This window comes from Microcoleus sp. bin38.metabat.b11b12b14.051 (assembly GCF_013299165.1).
Taxonomy (GTDB): domain Bacteria; phylum Cyanobacteriota; class Cyanobacteriia; order Cyanobacteriales; family Microcoleaceae; genus Microcoleus.
Genome location: NZ_JAAFKD010000038.1, coordinates 11052 through 31326, shown reverse-complemented (window position 1 = coordinate 31326; position 20275 = coordinate 11052). Strand labels below are relative to the sequence as shown.

General features: G+C 45.3%; 22 protein-coding genes and 1 pseudogene. 15 read left to right on the top strand and 8 right to left on the bottom strand.

The window, feature by feature from the left end:
* The first annotated feature begins 2 nt into the window (after positions 1 to 2).
* From QZW47_RS26765 to QZW47_RS26755, 3 genes are all read left to right on the top strand, one after another.
* Complete coding sequence (locus tag QZW47_RS26765; RefSeq protein WP_293134239.1) at positions 3 to 1040, top strand: NADP(H)-dependent aldo-keto reductase; 1038 nt, start codon at positions 3 to 5, stop codon at positions 1038 to 1040.
* A gap of 90 nt (positions 1041 to 1130) precedes the next feature.
* The gene (locus QZW47_RS26760; RefSeq protein ID WP_293134236.1) at positions 1131 to 1574 is read left to right on the top strand and encodes a hypothetical protein; all 444 of its coding nucleotides are present in this window, start codon (positions 1131 to 1133) and stop codon (positions 1572 to 1574) included.
* Positions 1567 to 2091: a hypothetical protein gene (locus QZW47_RS26755; protein WP_293134233.1), complete on the top strand. Its 525-nt coding sequence runs from the start codon at positions 1567 to 1569 to the stop codon at positions 2089 to 2091. The genes QZW47_RS26760 and QZW47_RS26755 overlap by 8 nt, the downstream gene beginning before the upstream one ends.
* 197 nt (positions 2092 to 2288) lie before the next feature.
* Here the strand turns inward: QZW47_RS26755 and QZW47_RS26750 are convergent, their stop codons facing one another.
* Positions 2289 to 2774: a helix-turn-helix domain-containing protein gene (locus QZW47_RS26750; RefSeq protein ID WP_293134231.1), complete on the bottom strand. Its 486-nt coding sequence runs from the start codon at positions 2772 to 2774 to the stop codon at positions 2289 to 2291.
* A 364-nt stretch (positions 2775 to 3138) separates the two neighbouring features.
* On the opposite strand from QZW47_RS26750, the gene QZW47_RS26745 reads away from it, so the two are divergent.
* The 4 genes from QZW47_RS26745 to QZW47_RS26730 all read left to right on the top strand — a co-directional run bounded on the left by QZW47_RS26745 (position 3139) and on the right by QZW47_RS26730 (position 4733).
* Positions 3139 to 3393 carry a hypothetical protein gene (locus tag QZW47_RS26745; protein ID WP_293134228.1) on the top strand — a complete coding sequence of 85 codons (255 nt, stop codon included), beginning with the start codon at positions 3139 to 3141 and terminating at the stop codon, positions 3391 to 3393.
* A 113-nt stretch (positions 3394 to 3506) separates the two neighbouring features.
* Positions 3507 to 3833, top strand: a complete 327-nt coding sequence (locus QZW47_RS26740) for a hypothetical protein (RefSeq protein WP_293134226.1) — start codon at positions 3507 to 3509, stop codon at positions 3831 to 3833.
* Between the two features lie 111 nt (positions 3834 to 3944).
* Positions 3945 to 4340, top strand: coding sequence for a hypothetical protein (locus QZW47_RS26735; RefSeq protein ID WP_293134223.1), 396 nt, complete (start codon positions 3945 to 3947; stop codon positions 4338 to 4340).
* A 9-nt stretch (positions 4341 to 4349) separates the two neighbouring features.
* Complete coding sequence (locus QZW47_RS26730; RefSeq protein WP_293134220.1) at positions 4350 to 4733, top strand: type II toxin-antitoxin system PemK/MazF family toxin; 384 nt, start codon at positions 4350 to 4352, stop codon at positions 4731 to 4733.
* A 58-nt stretch (positions 4734 to 4791) separates the two neighbouring features.
* Here QZW47_RS26730 and QZW47_RS26725 read toward each other — a convergent pair whose 3' ends face one another.
* Both QZW47_RS26725 and uvrB read right to left on the bottom strand, forming a co-directional pair.
* A complete protein-coding gene (locus QZW47_RS26725; RefSeq protein WP_293134217.1) occupies positions 4792 to 5235 on the bottom strand; it encodes a DUF2281 domain-containing protein in 444 nt (147 codons plus the stop codon).
* A gap of 139 nt (positions 5236 to 5374) precedes the next feature.
* Positions 5375 to 7387, bottom strand: coding sequence for an excinuclease ABC subunit UvrB (uvrB, locus tag QZW47_RS26720; protein ID WP_293134214.1), 2013 nt, complete (start codon positions 7385 to 7387; stop codon positions 5375 to 5377).
* 171 nt (positions 7388 to 7558) lie between these two features.
* On the opposite strand from uvrB, the gene QZW47_RS26715 reads away from it, so the two are divergent.
* Positions 7559 to 8032 carry a hypothetical protein gene (locus tag QZW47_RS26715; protein ID WP_293134211.1) on the top strand — a complete coding sequence of 158 codons (474 nt, stop codon included), beginning with the start codon at positions 7559 to 7561 and terminating at the stop codon, positions 8030 to 8032.
* 339 nt (positions 8033 to 8371) lie between these two features.
* Here QZW47_RS26715 and QZW47_RS26710 read toward each other — a convergent pair whose 3' ends face one another.
* The 3 genes and pseudogenes from QZW47_RS26710 to urtA form a co-directional block, all read right to left on the bottom strand.
* On the bottom strand, positions 8372 to 8659 hold the full coding sequence (locus QZW47_RS26710; protein WP_293134208.1) for a DUF5615 family PIN-like protein: 288 nt from the start codon (positions 8657 to 8659) through the stop codon (positions 8372 to 8374).
* Positions 8656 to 8890, bottom strand: a pseudogene (locus QZW47_RS26705) (DUF433 domain-containing protein). The gene QZW47_RS26710 and the pseudogene QZW47_RS26705 overlap by 4 nt, the downstream one beginning before the upstream one ends.
* 248 nt (positions 8891 to 9138) lie before the next feature.
* Positions 9139 to 12060, bottom strand: coding sequence for an urea ABC transporter substrate-binding protein (gene urtA, locus QZW47_RS26700; RefSeq protein ID WP_293134205.1), 2922 nt, complete (start codon positions 12058 to 12060; stop codon positions 9139 to 9141).
* A gap of 732 nt (positions 12061 to 12792) precedes the next feature.
* Between urtA and QZW47_RS26695 the strand changes: the two genes are divergently transcribed.
* The 4 genes from QZW47_RS26695 to QZW47_RS26680 all read left to right on the top strand — a co-directional run bounded on the left by QZW47_RS26695 (position 12793) and on the right by QZW47_RS26680 (position 14993).
* On the top strand, positions 12793 to 12999 hold the full coding sequence (locus tag QZW47_RS26695) for a hypothetical protein (RefSeq protein ID WP_293134202.1): 207 nt from the start codon (positions 12793 to 12795) through the stop codon (positions 12997 to 12999).
* Between the two features lie 663 nt (positions 13000 to 13662).
* Complete coding sequence (locus QZW47_RS26690; protein ID WP_293134200.1) at positions 13663 to 13845, top strand: CsbD family protein; 183 nt, start codon at positions 13663 to 13665, stop codon at positions 13843 to 13845.
* Positions 13846 to 13922: 77 nt separating this feature from the next.
* A complete protein-coding gene (locus QZW47_RS26685) occupies positions 13923 to 14366 on the top strand; it encodes a hypothetical protein (protein ID WP_293134197.1) in 444 nt (147 codons plus the stop codon).
* A gap of 114 nt (positions 14367 to 14480) precedes the next feature.
* A complete protein-coding gene (locus tag QZW47_RS26680; protein WP_293134195.1) occupies positions 14481 to 14993 on the top strand; it encodes a hypothetical protein in 513 nt (170 codons plus the stop codon).
* Here QZW47_RS26680 and QZW47_RS26675 read toward each other — a convergent pair.
* Positions 14977 to 15162, bottom strand: a complete 186-nt coding sequence (locus tag QZW47_RS26675; RefSeq protein ID WP_293134192.1) for a hypothetical protein — start codon at positions 15160 to 15162, stop codon at positions 14977 to 14979. The two genes, QZW47_RS26680 and QZW47_RS26675, sit on opposite strands and share 17 nt — an antisense overlap.
* A 267-nt stretch (positions 15163 to 15429) precedes the next feature.
* Between QZW47_RS26675 and QZW47_RS26670 the strand changes: the two genes are divergently transcribed.
* Complete coding sequence (locus QZW47_RS26670) at positions 15430 to 16212, top strand: DsbA family protein (RefSeq protein WP_293134189.1); 783 nt, start codon at positions 15430 to 15432, stop codon at positions 16210 to 16212.
* A 493-nt stretch (positions 16213 to 16705) separates the two neighbouring features.
* On the opposite strand, the gene rpe is transcribed toward QZW47_RS26670, so the two are convergent.
* Positions 16706 to 17407 (bottom strand): ribulose-phosphate 3-epimerase, encoded by a 702-nt coding sequence (gene rpe, locus QZW47_RS26665; RefSeq protein ID WP_293134186.1) that lies wholly within the window; start codon positions 17405 to 17407, stop codon positions 16706 to 16708.
* Between the two features lie 240 nt (positions 17408 to 17647).
* Between rpe and QZW47_RS26660 the strand changes: the two genes are divergently transcribed.
* Both QZW47_RS26660 and QZW47_RS26655 read left to right on the top strand, forming a co-directional pair.
* Positions 17648 to 18022, top strand: a complete 375-nt coding sequence (locus QZW47_RS26660) for a hypothetical protein (protein ID WP_293134183.1) — start codon at positions 17648 to 17650, stop codon at positions 18020 to 18022.
* 105 nt (positions 18023 to 18127) lie between these two features.
* Positions 18128 to 19543 carry an LCP family protein gene (locus QZW47_RS26655; RefSeq protein ID WP_293134180.1) on the top strand — a complete coding sequence of 472 codons (1416 nt, stop codon included), beginning with the start codon at positions 18128 to 18130 and terminating at the stop codon, positions 19541 to 19543.
* Positions 19544 to 20275 lie beyond the last annotated feature (732 nt).

The window sequence follows — 20275 nt, the reverse complement described above, 5'->3', positions numbered from 1 at the left end:
TCATGGAATACAGAAAACTCGGTGACAGCGACTTATTAGTATCGGAAATCTGTTTGGGTACTATGACTTACGGCCAGCAGAATACTGTTGCAGAAGCGGCTCAACAGCTCGATTTGGCTATTGATAGAGGAATCAACTTTATTGATACCGCAGAGATGTATCCGGTGCCGGGAAAACCGGAAACTCAGGGCAAAACCGAGGAATATATCGGCGAATGGTTGGTGAAACAGCAGCGGGCTAAAGTCATTATAGCGACTAAAGTGGCGGGGAGAAGCACTCGATTAAAGTGGATTCGGGAAGGGAAAAATCAGATCGATCGCCCAAATGTCGAAAAAGCCCTCAACGACAGCCTGAAGCGCCTGCAAACTGACTACATCGACTTATATCAGATCCACTGGCCGGATCGCTATGTACCGCTATTTGGGGCGCCGGACTACGACATCGCCCAAGAACACGAAACTGTACCAATTTTAGAACAATTAGAGGTATTTGCTGACTTGATTAAATCTGGTAAAATCCGCTATTTGGGTTTGAGCAATGAGACGCCGTGGGGAGTTTGCGAGTTTTGCGAATTAGCCGAAAAACACGGTTTGCCGAAAGTTATTTCGATTCAGAATGCTTTCAGTTTAAGTAATCGGACTTTTCAGATGAATTTGGCAGAAACTTGCCGCTTTAAAAATGTGGGATTGATGGCTTACAGTCCTTTGGGCTTCGGAATTTTAACGGGCAAATACTTGCAGGAAATTCCCGAAAATTCGCGACTGGCTTTATTCGCAGGATTTGGTCAACGTTATGACAAAACTAATTTGAATGATGCGGTGAAAGCCTATGTTGAGATTGCTCAAAAACACGGGTTGAGTCCGGCGCAGATGGCTTTGGCTTATGTGCGATCGCGCTGGTTTGTAACTAGCACAATTATCGGTGCAACATCGATCGCCCAACTGGAGGAAAATCTCAGCAGTTTGGAGGTGACGCTGGATCGAGAGCTCGTAGCAGAAATCAATTCGGTGCACGCTAAGTATCCAAATCCCACGCCGTAATCCTGATTAGTAGGTTGGGTTGAGGAAGCGAAACCCAGCTTACCACTTGTTTGATATCATATCTGTTGTACAAATCAAAAATATAGAGAAGTGGCAGAAATTGTCCAACAGTATATAATAGATTCAAGTAGAGAAGTTGGCAGCGGTTGTGCATGGACAGGTAGCGGAACCGAACCGCAGTGGAACAATCCTAAATCAATGAAAGCTTACGATCATATAGAGAGTTATCACGGGCCTAAACGTAAAGCCAACAGATTTATCGGCAGAGCAGCAAGCACTAACGATGACCAAGGACAATGGCTAAATGCAGAGGACTGGATCGTGGCTGAGCAATTAGTACCAAAATATTCAGGTAAGTACATCATTGATTTTCAGCGTCCTATTGGTAGAGTTTATCATCCAGACGGAACGATTACTGAAAACGTCTCTCGCGCTTTTGTTCAAAGGGATGTTGACGGAACGCTTAATTCCGGTTATCCGGTAGTAAATAGTCGCACTTTATCGCGATTGCAGGGGAGTAATGGCAATGAATAATACTTATAAACTTGAGATCGGATTAGAAAAATTCAATTTTGATATCTACGCTGAACCTCCCGAAGATCCATTGGGGGAATTTTCCGACTTTGAAATGGGATTAAGGCGTTTCTTTTTTGAATACAATCATCTGGTTTTATGGAAAATAGGAGAAGAAAAAATCCAAGTTTGTTTGGAGCCGGACATCTGTTTGATTTGGGATAAACTACCATTACAAATTGCCGAGCTATCGGAAGGTAAAAAAATCGAAATTACGTTTGCTGAAAGTTGCTGCATAACTATCAAATTAGTACCCGCTGGCAATAAAATTAACTGCACTTTGATCAAGTTTGGATCTTCATACTGGGAAAAGCAGTTTGAGTGCGCTCGCGCTCAAGTATTAGATGCGCTGAGAGGATTTTTGAGTGAAGTCATGCAGCTAGCAGTAGGCAAGGGTTTCATCACAGCCCAGGAGAAGGAGGAGTTTATTAGTCCGGCTTTTTCTGGCAATATCGATGCTGTGATATTGAGCAATTAGTTGGTTTTTTGGGTTTTTTGGGCGATCGCACCTAACTCTTAATTTATCTTTTAGCCATTTATATATAAATTTTATATTTAACTTAGTAAAGTGTTTTGGGCGATCGCACCTAACTCTTAATATTTATCTTACGAATATTTTAACCGCAGATGATGTACGGGCGGGACGCCCGTACCACGGTTTAGCTTGTTTGCATTTTACTCTTCTTCTGAGTCCTCAACTTTAGACTCTTTGGCTTTCTGTCGAATCTGCTTGAGTTCTTCTTTTGGCTTCCAGTTGCTTTTGGGAGTTAGTCTGTACACGTCAGTACGTCCCCTACGCTGTTCCTTCAGTATTAAACCCGCATCACATAGAGTTTTGAGGGCATATTGGGCTTTTCTGACGCTCATATGACAGATTTCTGCTGTTTTCTTCAGTTTAGCAAAACACTCACCGTGGAGTTTTCCTCCTGTCCTGCGAACCACATGGGCATAGAGCCGGAACTCGTAGGGGTCTAGACCGTACTCGTCCAGGTCTGAATGGACAAGCGGCAGGGGTGAGTCATTTTTGGGATTCTTATCCGTGGGCTGGGGGGGCTGTTTAGGCAAGTCATCCCCCAAAAAAATCTTCTCTGTTAGCAACTCATCCCAGTCTTCCCCGTCATCTTGGGGATTTTTTTCGCTCGACATATGTTTTATGTGCATGAGTCAAATGTGCATCAAGTGCATATGTTAACATATGCACTTGATGTCTATCTAATATGCACTTGATGCGTAAGTTAGGTTATGTATTTATAGTTATTTTTTTAAGTATCTAAAAGGTATTTCCTTGATAAGGTATTACACTTGCGGTCATGCATTTATTTTTGCTATAGACTCCTGCACGTAATCTTGCCAATTCAGATCAAAGGTGTTACAGTTTTAAAATAGAAAACAAAACGCCCCCAGACTTGCAGGTCGTGAGGACGCTCTAATTTTCTATTTTTCGTAAAATCGAATCTTACAGTGGCTGCGCTGGTGTGCATCAGGTCACTTTAAAGATTCTCTTGTTCTTTAGACATTTACAAACATGGTAACACAAAATCCGCTTTCGCTACTAGACAAGCTGTCCAAGCATCCTCGTGGTTTGGAGCTAGCTTATCTGGTTTATCAGCTTCATCAAGATAGTCAAAGGCAGACACAGCAAGATATTCGGCTGGTTGCTATCGCCTTGAGCCTAGCCAAGCGTCAAGGTATAAAAGACAGACCGTACTTCAAAGGTATGGCTAATGACGAGATTCGTAAGTGGATAGATCGGCACTCTCCCAAGCAGGAAACTACCTAAGAACCAAATAGCCCAGACAGCAGTCAGTCAGTTTACTGGCTGGCTTAGCTGTATCTCATCTACTTGTTGTAATTCCTGGTATCAATCCACCCAACAATTAGTCAAAGAAGCTAATGGCTAACATCCAAATTTCTGAAAACAGACAACTCATTGAGCAACTTGAAATAGCACTCTCTACTCAAGCAAACTTGTACCGCATTTTGCTTGAAAAGATGGAAGCCAAAGACACGCTTATCGAATTGCTTCAAATTGAGAAGCAACAAATTAGCTATGAAAAACTAGAACTGCAACAAGAGCGAGATAACTTACAAGATGAAAACCTTGAATTACGACAAGAGGTAGATTTATTGAAAGATGAGAACCTTGAATTGCGACAATTAGCAAATCCCTATTCGCAAGATGGTCTTTCAATTGAAGACTCTTTTGACGAGGAATATTAAACAGGGATGTAGGTAAATTCATCAAAAGGGCGATCGCCCTTCCATCCCAAAAATAGGACAATGGTAAAGGGCGATCGCACTTTAGCCTAAAATTTTTTACTCACCAAACCTATGAGTACAATTCGTTTAGAACTAGCTGAATATCTAAAGAGTCGAGGTTTCACGCCTGACAGCTTGGTAGAAGTCATCCCCGAAACAGTAAATCCTCAAACCATCTACCAACTCATAGAAAAACCCGAAAATCTGCGCCAGATAGACTTATCCCTCCTAGCTACCGTAATCGATGGTTTGAGCCAACTAAATGGTTTTCCTGTCGGTATCTCAGAAGTGCTGATACTTTTCCCTGATATTTCTGACGAAGAGTTGGAAAACTCAGCTTGGCGCGAACTTTACCTAGAAAGTGAAATTCCCCCCTACGATTGGGGAGATGTAAACCCCATGACACTCGGCAAACCCGTGCGCTATGTGTCTGGGGTAGGTTGCGTTATTACCGAAGAAGAAGGGTAGAAAAATCCAGTGACTGATATATTATTAACCCTCCGGGATATTGTACTGGTTGATTTCGCCCCTCAAATACCTCCATTTCACGAACAGCAAGGAAAACGTCCTGCTTTAGTCGTCGGAATGCCAAGTCAAACAGGTACAATACGGTTTCCGCTGGTAATTGTTGTGCCAATCACCAGACAATCAGGAAATTGGACTGCACAAAATCCCATTTTATACCCAAGTCTTCCGGCAGGAGTGGGAAATCTAATTTCCGACTCGACATTGTTGCTGGATCAAATACGCGCTGTAGATATGCGACGAGTATCGCGCTATCTTGGCAGTTTAACCCCCGAAGAGTATCAGCCGATCGCCAATGGACTAAAAGCTCTATTCAATTTTTCAATTATTCCTTAACTACTTAACAGCTTATCGCGCAGATGCTGAATGCGATCGTACAATCTCCGCCCATTCTTCAACCCGCGGAGGCGGGTTTTGCTTGTGTAGACGCGGTTTCAACCGCCGAGTTTAATGATTTTGCTTGTTTTTGCTCCAAAAACTCAGCAAAGTCCCGGACTTCTGCCACTAATTCATCAGATAAATTATCTAACACAGACATTAACTGTTCTCGAACTCCCGTAATTTTGCGGGCAGATTTCACTAATTGCAACTGATGCGGATAAACCGTCTCAACGCCGATAGTTTCCATAAATGATTCTGGTTCATCCTGAGTTGCAGTCACAAAATCTCCGCCAACTTCCGCTTTCACCCATCCGCCAAATAACTCGACTAAATATGCTTCACCGTTTTTGAATATCTCAACAATTGCGCCGGCTGTTTCTGGCGGCGCAATTCCCCCATCCGTGAGGGTGATAGGTTCGGTTAAACTCACTGCATCGAATAACTGAAATTTACTCATTGCTGTCTCCCAAATCGTCATAGAGTATTCAAACCGCAGATGCACGCCGATGAACAAATTCCCAAACTTCTGCAATTCATCAGCGTTTATCTGCGTGCATCTGCGGTTAAAAACTCCCCTCAATTCTGTGACAACAAGCTTAATGACCTAACAGCTTATCGCGCAGATGCTTAATTCGATCGCGCAACTTACCAGCCTCCTCAAACTCCAACTTCTTCGCCGCCGCCTTCATCTGCGTCTCCAAGCGCCCGATTAACTGAGGAATCTCGTCTAAAGATAACTCGTTTACCTGTTCGTAAACCTCCTCCAACTGCTGCGAGTTCAGCTTGCGCGACACATCCAGAAACGCCAGAATCGCGTTAGTCGATCGCTTTTTCGCGATCGGCTGCGGCGTAATCCCGTGCATCTTATTGTACGCTAGCTGAATCCCCCGGCGGCGATCGGTTTCGTCGATCGCCTTAACCATACTGTCAGTCAAATTATCGGCGTACAAAATAGCCTGTCCCTGCACGTGACGCGCCGCCCGCCCAATCGTTTGAATCAAAGAACGTTCCGATCGCAAAAACCCCTCTTTATCCGCATCCAAAATCACCACCAGCGAAACTTCCGGCAAATCTAAACCTTCCCGCAGCAAGTTAACGCCAATCAACACATCAAACTTACCATCCTGCAAATCTTGGATAATTTCAATCCGTTGAATTGACTGAATTTCCGAGTGCAAATACCGGACTCTAATCGCCCTTTCCTGCAAATATTCAGTTAAATCTTCCGCCATTCGCTTCGTCAAAGTCGTCACCAAAACTCGCTCGTCCCGAGTGACTCTCTGCTTGATTTCCCCCAACAAATCGTCAATTTGTCCTTCCGTCGGGCGAACAAAGATTGTCGGATCGACTACTCCCGTAGGGCGAATTACTTGCTCGGCAACTCTCCCTTCCGAAATTTCCATTTCCCAATTCCCAGGAGTCGCAGAAACAAAGATGCACTGATTCTCTCTTCCCCAGAATTCCTCTGCTTTTAACGGACGGTTATCGGCAGCACTTGGCAAGCGAAAACCATGCTCGATCAATACTTTTTTCCGCGCTTGGTCGCCGTTGTACATTCCCCGAATTTGCGGCACTGTGACGTGGGATTCATCTATTACCAACATCCAATCTTTCGGGAAATAATCAATCAAACATTCCGGCGGTTCTCCCGCATTTCTGCCTGCTAAATGCCGCGAATAATTCTCAACTCCGTTGCAGTATCCCACCTCGCGCAGCATTTCCAAATCGTAGCGAGTGCGCTGTTCTATTCGCTGCGCTTCTAATAGTTTGCCTTCTTTTTCAAATTCTACCAGTCGGTCTTCTAATTCAAGTTCTATGCCTTGGCAAGCTGCCTCTAGTTTATCATCGGCGGTTACAAAGTGGCGCGCTGGATAAATATTTAAAGCCGTTGTACTTGCCAGGATTTTACCTGTTACGGGGTCAACGTAGCGAATGGCATCGATTTCGTCGCCGAAGAATTCGACGCGAATAATTCGATCTTCGTAGGCGGGGCCAATTTCTACAACGTCGCCTTTGACGCGAAATTTGCCTCTGCCTAAATCTATGTCGTTGCGGCTGTATTGGACGTTGACTAAATCTCGCAAAACTTGCCGCTGGTTGACTTGCATTCCTACTTGCAAAGGAATCGCAGCTTTCAGGTATTCTGCGGGCATTCCCAAACCGTAGATGCAGCTAATTGATGCTACGACAATTACGTCGCGGCGTTCAAAGAGCGATCGCGTGGCGGAGTGTCGCAGCATATCAATCTCGTCGTTAATTGCTGCGGTTTTTTCAATGAAAGTATCGCTGACGGCGATGTATGCTTCCGGCTGGTAGTAGTCGTAATAACTGACAAAGTATTCGACTGCATTGTTGGGGAAAAAATTACGCAGTTCGTTGCACAGTTGAGCAGCCAAGGTTTTGTTGTGTGCTAAGACTAAGGTTGGTCTACCAATTTTTTCGATCGCCGAGGCAATGGTGAAGGTTTTGCCCGTGCCTGTGGCGCCGAGTAACGTTTGAAATCGATCGCCCGCTGCGATGCCTTTGACGAGTTGGGCGATCGCTAGCGGTTGGTCGCCCGTGGCCTGGAAGGGCGCTTGCAATTGAAAAGATGCTGCCGCAGTTACCATAGGAAAATGTCGCTATTACCGATAAATTTTAACAAAAATGTAGAGATTCTGCAATCTTGTTAACAAAAAAGTTAAACTTTATAATATTATTTTAATTATCGACCGCAATAGAAAGCAGAAAGCCCAGAAAAGCAGTTGTCCGAACCCAGCAATCAGCAAGGAATAAAAAATATGGCTCTCACACCCAAAGATAAAGTCAAAGCGAGCGCCCGCGGCAGCAAAGGCACTACCAAGGCCCTACCACCCGCCAGCGAAGCCAAATCAGCGGGAATCCAACTCTACAAGCCGCAACTGCTCCATGACAACCGCCCCGTCGGCCCAAACGATTTTACCATTAGCGAGACAGTCTCGATCTCGGGGAATCGCCCGATCGGCGCTAGCACCCTGCACCTCAGCGAAACCTACGGCACTGTAGGCAATCGCCCCATCGAAGCCAGCGACTTTGAAGTGGTGGCTACACTCGGCAGACGCCCGATCGGCTCCAGCGCCATGCAAGTCAGCGAAATGTTCAGTATGTCCGGTGCGCGCCCTATTGCCATGAGCACTCTGCATATCGATGAAGTTTACTCCACAATGGGAGGCAACCGACCAATTGCTTCCAACGAGATTGACGATAGCTCAACCTTAATGGGATTTTTAGATTAATTAGTCATTGGTCAAACAGGTCATTAGTCATTGGTCATTAGTCATTAGTTTTTCACTGTTAGCCAATGACTAATAACACATTTCTAAAGAAGTTAATGAAGAACAAATTTACAATTTTGAATACTCGAAATAAATTTATTTAATATTCCCAATTTCAACAATATTTTCGCCATTTTTAAATAACTCAAGTGCGTCAGGAAAAGCACGATTCATTCAGTTGACAGTTGACAGTTGACAGTTGACAGTTGACAGATGAGTGCGATCTCTACCTAAAAGGAAGAGGATTGGAGTAATGAATAGTTTTCTTTTAATTTCTCCCGATCAGGAAGAGGCTTTAAACTAATTCTTTCTGGTAAAAATGCGCTGCAAATCTTGATTTGTAATGTTGCCACAGGTTAACCAAAGAATTTGAGGCGGGTTGCCAAGGCGAATTACTAAATCAACAAAATCCCTATCCTTAGTTATGATAACTGTGTCCGATCCGTTGGCACGAGCTGCATTAAATATCTCAAGATCCTGAGCATCCCGTAACCCAAGCTCTTGCAATGTAACAGCACTGACACCGAATGTTTCGGTTAACCATGTCGCCAAACTAGGAGGCAATTGAGCATTTAACCAGAAAATCATACTGCTATCCTGGGAAAATCAATGCTGAGAGATGCAAAAAGCAGACACGCTTGAATGTCTTCGGGTTCCAAATCAGGAAAGTCAGCCAGAATCTCGCTAGGGGTTATATTGTCTGCTAGAGTTTCTAAAATGTCGAAGAAAGCGAATTCTCATGCCACGAATACAGGGGCGTCCACCACATTTACCAGGTGTTTGAGTAATTCTAGCGAGCAAAGCAGTTCTATCCATCATATCTTGAATCCCTATTTTTCACATATTATTATAGTGATCCTAATTGACTAATGACTAATGACTAATGACTAATGACTAATGATTACTGTCCCAGGTCAACTGTCAACTGTCCCAGGTCAACTGTCAACTGTCCCAGGTCAACTGTCAACTGTCCCAGGTCAACTGTCAACTGTTGTCAACTGTCCCAGGTCAACTATCAACTGTCCCAGGTCAACTGTTGTCAACTGTCCCAGGTCAACTATCAACTGTCACGGACGCTGATATTTACTTAGTAAATCAGCAAAGTGCTTGTAATCCAAAGGCTTTCTCAAATACTCCGCCGCCCCCAATTCCAAACCCTGATTTTTGTCGTCCAAAAAAGTCAACATAATGACCGGAATATTAGCTAAATCCGGATCGGCTTTCAAAGCAGAAAGCACCGCCCAGCCGTCCATGCTTGGCATCATCACGTCCAGAGTAATTGCATCCGGGAGCATCTCTTTAGCCAACTCCAATCCCGCTTCACCGCTAGCCGAGGAGATCACCCGAAATCCTTCTTTCGACAAACAGCGGCCGATCAAATCCCGCGAGTCCGGATCGTCGTCAATCACCAGCACAGTAGCAGCATCGGGAAGTTCCAGCGGTTTCGACGATCGCACTTCCACGAGATTCTTTGCTGTTGCCGGGACTATACTGGTATCTAAGCTCGAGGAAGAATTGACTGATTCTTCCGCTACTCGATCGCCCTTGGCTCCTTTTTCCCTTTTCATCATCATCGGTAAGCGGATCGTAAAAGTAGAACCGCATTCAAACTCGCTCTCAACCTTAATATCCCCGGCCATCATCTGGCAAAACTTCCGGCTAATTGTCAGCCCCAAACCCGTGCCCCCGTACTTGCGGGTGGTGGAATCGTCCGCTTGCGCGAAAGCTCCGAACAGTCTCGACACCTGATCGTCTGTCATTCCGATACCCGTATCGGTGACTTGGAAAACGATCGCAGCATTTTCGCGCCCAGGGGGAGTTGCCGCAATTTCCTCGGCATTTCCCACCAGCAAAACTTCCCCTTCTTCCTTCCAAACATTAATCGTAATTTTGCCTCTATCGGTAAACTTAGCAGCATTGCTCACTAAATTCAACAGCCCTTGCCGCAGCTTCGAGGAATCAGCGTAAATAGTGCCGATATCGCGATCGCAATTGACACTCAAAGTGTTGCCATTTTTTCCGAGCAGCGGTTGAACTGTAGTCACAACCTGAGCGACCAAATTCAACACATCGACAGTCTCCAGGAAAAGAGTCATCTTTCCTGCTTCAATTTTAGAAATATCCAGGATGTCACTAATAATGTTCAGCAACTGCTTGCCGGCCATATTAATGCTTGCCAAATCCATCACAAACTCTTCTTCGCCGAGTTCGATCGCCTCTTCTTGCAGCAGCTCGCTGTAGCCGATAATCGCATTTAGGGGCGTCCGCAACTCGTGAGTCATATTTGCCAAAAAAGTGCTTTTCGCCCGGTTGGCAGCTTCCGCAGCGTTCTTAGCAACTTCCAATTCGCGCGATCGCTCTTCTAGCTGTCGTTGTCGCACTTCCAAACCTTTGAGCAAACTGCTAATTTGCTGAGCCATTGTATTGAGAGTAGAAGATAGCACCCCGATCGCGTCATTTGACATCACAGGCGATCGAGCCGTCAAATCACCGCTCGCCATCTGTTGGGCAGTTTTCCGGAGCAAGCCGAGATTGCGAATAATTGCCGATACCGACACACAAGCTACTATTCCCGCGATCGAACTCAAAACAAAAGCCCCGATCAGCCAATTTTGAGTGCGGCTCGCCACCAATAGAGTTCGATCTACCAGAGCCGCGATTGCCGCCTCCGGAGTCCCCCCCGCGGCTGAGGCTGCCTGTATTGCCAGCACATAGTTTTTCATCTCCCCAGCAGCCATCCACCCGACGCCTGCTGCCATCCAAGCAATCAGTACCAAGATGACAAACAGTCCCATCAAAGAAGCCCCACTTCCCAGAGAAATCTGCTTCGGAGTCAGTGCCGCCGCCCAAGGGTAGCTTTTGAGAAAAGGATCTGGCTGCACGGGCGCGCCGGAATTCCAAATCTCATCAATTTGACCGTCCGATCGCACCTTACCAATCCGCACTGTTTTCCAGGTATGCTGCGTTTGGGCATCTATTTTTACGATGCCCGAAGGCGCTGCAAACTCAATATTTTTAGCAGCCGCCCTAACTTTAACCGCATCTATCGAACCAGCTTTTTCTACAGCTTGCTTCCACAGATAAACGCCCAAATAAGCCGCTTCGATCGGGTCATCCGTGACTCGATTTTCCCCGTATTTAGCTTGATAAGCCTTGACAAATTTCCGATTTTCTGGTGTATCCACCGTTTGAAAATAGTTCCAAACCACCAGATGTCCGGCAATGTTGGACGGCCCGATCGCGCGCACTTCCTCTTCTGCTACGCTAACCGACATCACCGGCAAATCCTCTGGTTTCAAGCCAGCTTCCCGCAGGTGAAGGAAAAAAGCCACATTGCTGTCGCCGTTAAGAGTGTTGAGAATCGCATCCGGTTTCACTGCTAAAATATGTGCGATCGCCTCGTCCACGTCCATCGAACCCAGCGGCAGATACACTTCCCCCGCCAACTCTCCACCGAGTGCCGCCAGTTGAGCTTTCACAATCCTATTTGCCGTGCGGGGAAAGATATAATCCGAACCCAAAAGGAAAATTTTGCGCTTCCCCTGAGCCAGCAAGTAATTCACCCCAGGTACAATCTGTTGGTTCGGGGCGGCACCAGTATAAAAAATATTGGGACACTGTTCTAGCCCTTCATACTGCACCGGATAAAACAGCAACCCGTTGCTGATCTCAAAAGCCGGCAGTACAGCCTTGCGGCTCGCCGAAGTCCAACAGCCAAATACCACTGCCACTTGAGATTCTAGGAGCAATTGCTTAGCTTTTTGAGCAAAAGTCTGCAAATCGCTGGCTCCATCTTCTATCACCGCTTTTAGTGGGCGTCCGAGTACCCCTCCCGCAGCATTAATTTCCTCTACAGCCAACAGCGTCGCATCTTTAACAGAAATTTCGCTGATGGACATCGTGCCCGTCAGCGAATGCAACACGCCTATTTTGATCGGCTCACGAGTTGGGCCGGCTGCTTCGAGGGGGTGACTGATCTTTGCTCCCATACGGTTTTAGATACTTTTTACTAATAACTGAAATTTTAGTTCAATCCTGCGGGAGTCTAGCCCGGAGGTTAACTCTGGTTTAGCAGATTATTTAAGCCGATCGCCACAAAACTTGAGAATTGCTGCCTCCTGTTGATTTTTACCGTCAAACCTCCCTGCATTGACTTAATTCTCCACTAACCTGTCGCCCATTTCTCTGTTGAGCTTTTACCGATGTCTAAACAGCCTCACTCAACAAACCGCAGCACCCACTTATACCCTTTCTCACTCATATGAGGTACAGGTTTAGATTTTAGATTTTAGATTTTAGATTTTAGATTGGGGGATTGAGGGATTGAGAGAGCGAGCAGGCCAATACCTCATATGAGTGAGAACTGCTATATGCGATCGTACCCTATAAAAAATTCTCCCCGTCGAGCGCTCTGTGACGCTCTCCTCGCTCCCTCTCATTTCCCCAACTCATTTACCAGATAGCAGCGTGCCAGTCACCAAGTAATTTCACCCACTCACCTACTATTCCCCTGTGCCGATCTCGCTTCAGGCAGATTCAACTCTCCGTAATTTCTCTTAGTATAGTGCCCTCAATCACAAAGTCATACACTTTTACCACCCCCCTCTATCCCTTCAGGCAGAGGAAACACTCTGTGATTTCCCTTACGATTGATTTAAGGTTAATCAATTTTTAGTAACCTCGTTGAAAATAAATTTTGCAAACAAATAGGGTGAAGACTAATGAATATTGAAGAAAACGCGACCCCGACAGTCAGCGACTCTCAGGTCACGCTACCAAAATCCAGGGAAAAATTGCTCGGTGAGGTAACGGAAAAAGCCCTGAGCCAGCACAAACAAGAAAATGCTCAAACTCTGCGTGCAGTCGAGCAGTTGAAGGAAGAACTTCAGCACAAAATAGACGAAGAATGTCATCAAAAGCTAGATTAAAACTAATACCGTTTGGTTCTGGGTGTGGGTAAGATACAGTCTTGTTCGCACCATTATTTTTAATCAATAAATTAGACATATTTTGATTTATAATATGAAAAAAAATACTTACTTCATTCATTTATCCATAAAATCAGGCTAAAAACTTTAGCTTAATAAAAATAATAATTAAATATAGCCTAGTCTCAGAAAGATTCGCGGACGTTTGGGGTAATCGCTAATCAAAGAAAAAGGCAATCAATAAAAAGCTTGGCTCGTTTAAAAGTTGGTGTCGTTCCAATTACCCATTACCATACATACCTCATCTTTGTGAGAACTGCTATCAAACATTTTAAATTATTTTGAGCTTCATAAAAACAATTCTTTGCCCGTGGGTGTCTGTAGGCGGAGTTTTTGGAGGCAAAACATGAGAGCAGTTAGCTGTTTAGGTGAAAAACGCTCAACCGAAAACTAGCAGTCCATCCCCAACTCAACAATAACTTTTGCAGATATATTATTCCCTATTCCCTATTCCTTATTGCTGATATCCGTTAAATCCTTTAAATAGCCTACACCGAGCTTTGCCCTAGTTTCTTCCTACAGGTAGAGTGCAAGGCGATGCCTTGTTACCTATGATGAATTCAAGTAAGAAATGTCAAATTAGATACAGATAAGGAGAAACCCATGAGCATTGAAGATAGAGCTAAGGCAACTGCTAAAAACATCGAAGGCGCTGCTCAAGAAGCCCTAGGCAACGTCACTGGCGACCCCAAGGATAAAGCTGAAGGCAAAATCAAGCAAAAACAAGCTGAAGCCAGCCACACAGTCGAAGATGTCAAAGACGAGATCAAAAAGAAAATAGACTGAGCCTAATACTCATTGAGAGGGTCGAAAAAACTGACTCTCTCAACTCTTAAAAAACTTTTGAAAATGGAGGAAAAAAGGTGAGCTTATTGCAGCAGAGTCGCAAAATAATTGCGGGCATAATCTTAGTTTTGATCCTGGCTGTTAATACTGCGTGCACGCCCGGGGTTTCAGCCCAAAAACCGACTAATGCACCTGTAGCCATTGGTGGCAGCCAAGGTTATTACGCCCAATTAGAACGCGGTAATACGGCCGCAGGTCAAGATTTTGGTCAATGGGTGACAAAGACTGCTAAAGGTCTGGTTCAGGATGCTTACGTGCGAGACAACAACAAGTTGGGAGTTGTCATCACCCCTGAAGTCCGTCCTACAGAAGTCAAAGATTTGGCTAAATCTTTAGCTCAAGGTTTCCACCGCAACTTCCCCAACCAAGATGTAAGTGTTTTGGTTTACGCTCCTGACAAAAAACTGATTTTAACTGCCAAGTACGACCAGCAATCAAATCAAATTGAATACAATTCTTGAGTTGGTTGGAAAGCTTAAATCCTAGCCGCGTGGCGGCTTAATATTCCGCAGTTTTTGGCAGGAAATAATTTTCTGTGCGATACGAAAAACTTTTGTAGATGGGAAAAAAACATCATGAGTAGCAGCGATAATTACAAGCGTCAAATTATGAGCGATTTGGCCCAAGGCGATCGAGAAATGATGCCGGAAACAACCGGGGAAGAGTACGAAAATTTTGACGATTTTGCTCAGAGAACTTCGCCGGATCAGCGTAAAGCATTATTCGGGCGTTCTTTGAATCACGACTCTCTACCGCCGGGACAGTTAGAACCGGAATTGCAAAAGGCGATCGCCCAAATTAAGCCGAACGAACGCGATGACGTAGCTCGGGAATTCTTTAAGCAGTTGGATAAGAGAGGATTGAAGGATCGCCAGTTGGAAAAGCAGCTAGGACTTTCTACACACCACGCCAGCCGCATGACTGCTGATGATGTTACCAAGCTCGCCTCGTTTACCTATCACAATCACCCTGATATTTTCCGAGAAGTGCTGGCAGAACAGCCGAGTTTGATGAAGTTTTTGGGCAATCCAGTAGTTGCAGGTATTTTGGGAATAGTTGCTGCTAAATGGCTCAACAGCCGTAAATAATCTCGGAAGGACTAAAGTCCTCACTACAAACCTTTTTGATGGCGCCAATAATTTCGGAAGGACTAAAGTCCTCACTACAAACCTTTTTGATAGCGCCAATAATTTCGGAAGGACTAAAGTCCTCACTACAAACCTTTTGGATGGCGTTTGTAGTGAGGGCTTGAGTCATGAATTTTTTATGATAATTCAAGTTCTTGCTACAAACTACTCGCTGCAATATCATACTAAATTCCGAGAGTTTCAATTTTAATTACGCCGCTGGTTGCTGTTGGCGTGAGGAAAATCTGCTGCCAATTATCCGCTCCGAATTGGCGATCGCCAATTACTAATTATTGCTCGTACATAAAAATATCTGCACAGCAGTCAACTGCCCTACACCTGACACTCCGCAAAATTAAATGTAGGATTAAGTGTTGCCGTGAATCAGAAAAAAAAGATGAACGTATCCACTATTTGGCGAAAATTCCGCAGCCAGCAAGCTTTCTGCTTGGCTGCACTCCTGGCAGGTTGCCTTGTATTTATCGGTTGTTCCCCCGCCCAGTCAGCGGGTGGTAATTCCGTCGATCCCAAGTTTAAAGAGCAAGTCTTGCAGGTGATCCGCGAAAACCCGCAAGCCATCGTAGATTCGGTACAAGCGTACCAGCAACAGCAGCAGCAGTCTCTCAAAGCAGCGCAGGAGTCTTTTTTGCAGACGATGAAAACTAATCCCAAATCGGCGATCGGGGATGCTCCTACCACGGGTTCGGCTTCGCAGCAAATTGTACTTTTAGAATTTTCTGACTTTCAATGTCCGTTTTGCGCGCGCGCTCACGATAATGTCAAGCAGTTTATGGCAAAACATCAGGACAAAGTTACTTTAGCTTACAAGCATTTTCCCTTGACTTCGATTCACCCTCAAGCGCTGCCAGCAGCTAAAGCAGCTTGGGCTGCTCAACAGCAGGGAAAATTCTGGGAATATTACAGCGCTTTGTTTGAAGGGCAGAAACAGTTAGGGGAGCCATTTTACGGGGCGATCGCCCAAAAGCTGAATCTCAAATTAGATAAATTCAACAGCGATCGCAACAGCCCCGCTGCCGAAGCCGCCATTCAGAAAGATGTGCAACTCGCCCAACAACTGGGCATCGAAGGCACTCCTTTCTTTATTATGAACGGCAAAACTTTCTCCGGCGCAGTCGAGCTTTCTGAGATGGAAAATATTCTCGCCAGTCTCTCCAAATAACAGGGACAAAAACAGGAGAAAGTAAGTTGTTCTGTGTTTTAAAGTTTTTGTTGCCATCTAAATCCTGCGTCAGTTAAGATTGGTTCCCAGGCTGGTGTCTGGGAACACTAAAAAAGCGAATAAGTATCAGGAAGTTCGGCAGCAAATTGTTAAACGGATGTAATGGATGTAAGGTAGGTCGCCAAACAGGCTTTAGTTATGCTTATTGACAATAGACTTTTGGCAAAAATAGCTAGGAACAGGCAGGAGAGCCTGTTCCTAGCTATTTTTTTATGTGGAACAGGCAAACTCAGATAAGTGTTCAACTAAGTAACATCATCTCCCACTGCGATCGGAGATACAGTCTGATAGGTTTGTAGTGGATCGGACATAATGTCCGATCCATTACAAAAAAATGGAAGAATTTGCTCTTCCATTTTTTAATAAAAACTATTCGTCCTAAGTGCAAACACTTTTCTGATTAGTAATTCACCAGACGCGATCGAATTTTTGATTAGACAGCAGCCAACTCAGGAGTCGGGCGCTTGCTGTGGCGGATACCTTCGATCGCACCTGCGTAATCCTTCGCCTTAAACACAGCAGAACCCGCGACGATCGCATTTGCGCCCGCTTCCAGAACCTGCCAAGTATTGTTTCCCTTCAAACCGCCATCAACTTCAATCCAAGGATCGAGGCCTCTCTCGTCGCACATTTGGCGCAGCTTGCGAATTTTCGGCACCATAGTCGGGATAAAACTTTGACCACCAAAGCCCGGATTGACGCTCATAATCAGCACCAAATCGCAAAGTTCCAGCACGTGATCGATCAACTCCAGCGGCGTCGAAGGATTCAGCACCACACCAGCCATTTTGCCCAATTCCCGAATTTGACCCAGGGTGCGGTGCAAGTGAGGCGAAGCATTGTGCTCGGCGTGCACCGAAATAATGTCAGCACCAGCCTTAGCGAAGTCCTCGACGTACTTCTCCGGCTCCACAATCATCAGGTGGACATCCAGCGGCTTGGTAGTTACGGGGCGAATTGCTTCGACAATCAGCGGCCCGATAGTAATATTAGGAACAAAGCGACCGTCCATCACATCTACGTGAATCCAGTCAGCCCCAGCTCGATCGACAGCCTGAATCTCTTCTCCGAGACGGCTAAAATCGGCGGATAATATTGATGGAGAAATAACGATCTGTTTTTGGGATTGGGTCATGGCTAAGTCTGTTCTCCTGTCTCCTGTGGTGTATCCAGTTTATCAAAATACGGCGATCGGGGCTCAAAGTTGTAAATAATCGGTGGGGACAGGTTTAGCGGAAAAACTCGGCCTTGAACCCACAATTTTTGTGCAAAACCCGCTCCGCTCTCCGAATTTGGGTTTAGGATAGAATTTTTACCTCTAACAAATAAAGTTTTGTCCAAAACTAGACCTGCTGCAAATTTTCAGTAGCGAATTATGAAAAATACAGATCCCTTAGACAATCCCGAACTCGATCGGGCAAGCCTGTTTGTACTAATGATCCCAGTCATCGGGTTTTTCCCCGCCCTGTGGAATCTTTACCGCCGTCAGGGCAGCCCCGAACGCAAAGCCGTCAGCCGCTTGGCAATTGCTCTTGCTTTTAGTTGGCTCTTAGGACATATTCTTTTAGAAGCGGTGGCGATTTCTGCGGAATCTCCGGCACTTCCCATGTTATTAATGAGTAGCCTGCTGACAACCAGCTATTTCATCGTTGCTGTGGGACTGATGGTTCGCCTCTGGAAGCGTCAACCGCTATGGTTGCCCGGAATTAGCCGCGTAGCCGAGCAAGTGGTGGGCAAACATTTATCATAATTTAGGGTTCTTTTAAGCCCCTACCGTATTGATTAGAGTGCGTCTTCAGCTTGATACTACATATTGCCATTATGTTTTTTATTTTTGTTGTGTGTGAGGAAGCCAGTGCCAGTTCAAAAAACTCCTAATCAAGACCCTATCAAACAATCAACTGCTCAACCTTCAACCAAAAAATCGCACCCGGCGCATCGGGGCCGTTGGCTGGGTTTTGGTTTTGGTTTGGCTGGAGTAGCCATGCTCTCAGCCACAGCCGGAGCGCTGCTAGCCGTCTCCCTTTCCACAACGCCACTCCAGCAACAAAAGTTGACTCCTGAAGAAGCGGCAGTATTTTCTCAAGGAGACATGGCAAAACTCAGCATGAAAATGCCGGAGCTGACTCGCCCAGTTAATATTTTAGTTTTAGGACTTAAGGTTCTGAGTTCAGACCTCGACGGCCATCCCGATAAGCATCAGGGATACGATGTCTGGCAAAACTCTTTCAAGGGGTTAACTGATACCATGCTATTGGTGAGGTTTGACCCTCAAAATAAAAAGTTAAGCGTGCTTTCGATTCCGCGAGACACCCGCACCTATGTTGAAGGTAGGGGTGTGGTGAAAATCAACGAAGCTAATTACTACGGCGGGCCGGCTTCGTCAGCGAAGTCAGTCAGCGGGCTTCTCGGCGGGGTGGGAATTGACCGTTATGTCACAGTTAATGTTCAAGGTATCAAAAGTTTGGTAGATGCCCTTGGCGGCATTACTCTCAATGTCCCTAAAGACATGAAGTATACCGATGAAAGCCAGCATTTATATATTGATTTAAAGGCCGGCAAGCAGCATCTCAACGGCGAACAAATCGTGCAATATTTGCTTTACCGGCACGACGATTTGGGCGATATCGGGCGGGTGCAGCGCCAGCAATTGTTGATGCGGGCTTTTGTGGAAGACCAAGTTAATGTTGGTTTGCTGTCTCGCTTGCCGAAAATTTTGTCGGTGATTCAGTCTCACATTGACACGAATTTGAGTATAGAAGAATTGGTGGCTTTGGCTGGTTTTGCTACTCAAACCGATCGCGCTGGCGTACAGATGTTGATGGTTCCCGGGAAATTCAGCGATCCTAAGGACTACAAGGCAAGTTTTTGGCTGCCAGACCAAAATGGCATCGAAACTCTGGTAGCAGAGCATTTTGACTTCGGCCAAAATACTTGGAAAATTGATAATGTTGATTCGACTTTCCTGAAGGTGGCGATTCAAGACAGTACGGGCGATCGATCGGCGGTTGAAGATTTTGTGAAGACTTTAACTCGCGCAGGCTATCGGAATGTTCAGGTTTCTAGAACTTGGTCTGAACCCCTAGACGTAACTACGATTGTAGCTCAAGACGGCGACATTAAAGGTGCTCAAGCGATTCGCCAGTCTTTGGGTTTTGGAGAGGTGCTGGTTGAGAGTACCGGTGCTTTGCAGTCGGATGTGACAATCAGATTGGGTAAGGATTGGTTGAGTAAAAAAACTCAGTCAGGCGGAGACTTTAAGTCTTTTTAAACTGGGTTTTCAACGCGGTATGTGTAGGGACACAGCACTGCTGTGTCCTCTTTTTTTGTATGTGTAGGGACACAGCACTGCTGTGTCCTCTTTTTTTGTATGTGTAGGGACACAGCACTGCTGTGTCCTCTTTTTTTGTATGTGTAGGGACACAGCACTGCTGTGTCCTCTTTTTCAATATTACAATTGGCTATTTGTAGGGACACAGCAGTGCTGTGTCCTGTTTTTCAATATTACAATTGGCTATTTGTAGCGACACAACACTGCTGTGTCCTATTTTTTTATGAGTTCAAATGAGGGCCGCGCATGAAACTCATTGCAAAACGGCGGCAAAATACCACAACCACAACCATGTCATTAGCAGCGGCACCAAGTGAAATGCAGCCATCGCAGCCACAACCAACCTAAAAAAATCCCAACAAAATAACAAGGAAAATCAGACAAACTAAATAAAAAAACGGTCATAAAAAGTCATGCAATTTCAAATTTTAGATGGGATAATTTAGTTGTTGAATTGAACAATTAAACGATTGAATAATTTTGCGTGTAGATTTAACGCGCTCGGGCTTGACGACCTTTTTTGATAATAAATATGGTTGAATACCAATTTAAAAAAATGTTGCTAAAATCCTCAATCTCATACCAATCATTAAAATATTTCTGTGGTGACTTCTGCTGGGCCCTGTCTTTAATCCGTGCGGCGGACACGGCCCAGCAGAAGCCTTTACTGTA

Bases quoted from the DNA above. Each gene is read 5' to 3' on its own strand.
- QZW47_RS26680 (WP_293134195.1), top strand. From the start codon at position 14,481: ATGAGTAGCAGCGATAATTACAAGCGTCAAATTATGAGCGATTTGGCC.
- rpe (WP_293134186.1), bottom strand. From the start codon at position 17,407: ATGACCCAATCCCAAAAACAGATCGTTATTTCTCCATCAATATTATCC.
- QZW47_RS26745 (WP_293134228.1), top strand. From the start codon at position 3,139: ATGGTAACACAAAATCCGCTTTCGCTACTAGACAAGCTGTCCAAGCAT.
- QZW47_RS26715 (WP_293134211.1), top strand. From the start codon at position 7,559: ATGGCTCTCACACCCAAAGATAAAGTCAAAGCGAGCGCCCGCGGCAGC.
- QZW47_RS26725 (WP_293134217.1), bottom strand. From the start codon at position 5,235: ATGAGTAAATTTCAGTTATTCGATGCAGTGAGTTTAACCGAACCTATC.
- QZW47_RS26695 (WP_293134202.1), top strand. From the start codon at position 12,793: ATGAATATTGAAGAAAACGCGACCCCGACAGTCAGCGACTCTCAGGTC.
- QZW47_RS26690 (WP_293134200.1), top strand. From the start codon at position 13,663: ATGAGCATTGAAGATAGAGCTAAGGCAACTGCTAAAAACATCGAAGGC.
- uvrB (WP_293134214.1), bottom strand. From the start codon at position 7,387: ATGGTAACTGCGGCAGCATCTTTTCAATTGCAAGCGCCCTTCCAGGCC.
- QZW47_RS26740 (WP_293134226.1), top strand. From the start codon at position 3,507: ATGGCTAACATCCAAATTTCTGAAAACAGACAACTCATTGAGCAACTT.
- QZW47_RS26675 (WP_293134192.1), bottom strand. From the start codon at position 15,162: ATGACTCAAGCCCTCACTACAAACGCCATCCAAAAGGTTTGTAGTGAG.
- urtA (WP_293134205.1), bottom strand. From the start codon at position 12,060: ATGGGAGCAAAGATCAGTCACCCCCTCGAAGCAGCCGGCCCAACTCGT.
- QZW47_RS26735 (WP_293134223.1), top strand. From the start codon at position 3,945: ATGAGTACAATTCGTTTAGAACTAGCTGAATATCTAAAGAGTCGAGGT.
- QZW47_RS26660 (WP_293134183.1), top strand. From the start codon at position 17,648: ATGAAAAATACAGATCCCTTAGACAATCCCGAACTCGATCGGGCAAGC.
- QZW47_RS26710 (WP_293134208.1), bottom strand. From the start codon at position 8,659: ATGATTTTCTGGTTAAATGCTCAATTGCCTCCTAGTTTGGCGACATGG.
- QZW47_RS26765 (WP_293134239.1), top strand. From the start codon at position 3: ATGGAATACAGAAAACTCGGTGACAGCGACTTATTAGTATCGGAAATC.
- QZW47_RS26750 (WP_293134231.1), bottom strand. From the start codon at position 2,774: ATGCACATAAAACATATGTCGAGCGAAAAAAATCCCCAAGATGACGGG.
- QZW47_RS26670 (WP_293134189.1), top strand. From the start codon at position 15,430: ATGAACGTATCCACTATTTGGCGAAAATTCCGCAGCCAGCAAGCTTTC.
- QZW47_RS26755 (WP_293134233.1), top strand. From the start codon at position 1,567: ATGAATAATACTTATAAACTTGAGATCGGATTAGAAAAATTCAATTTT.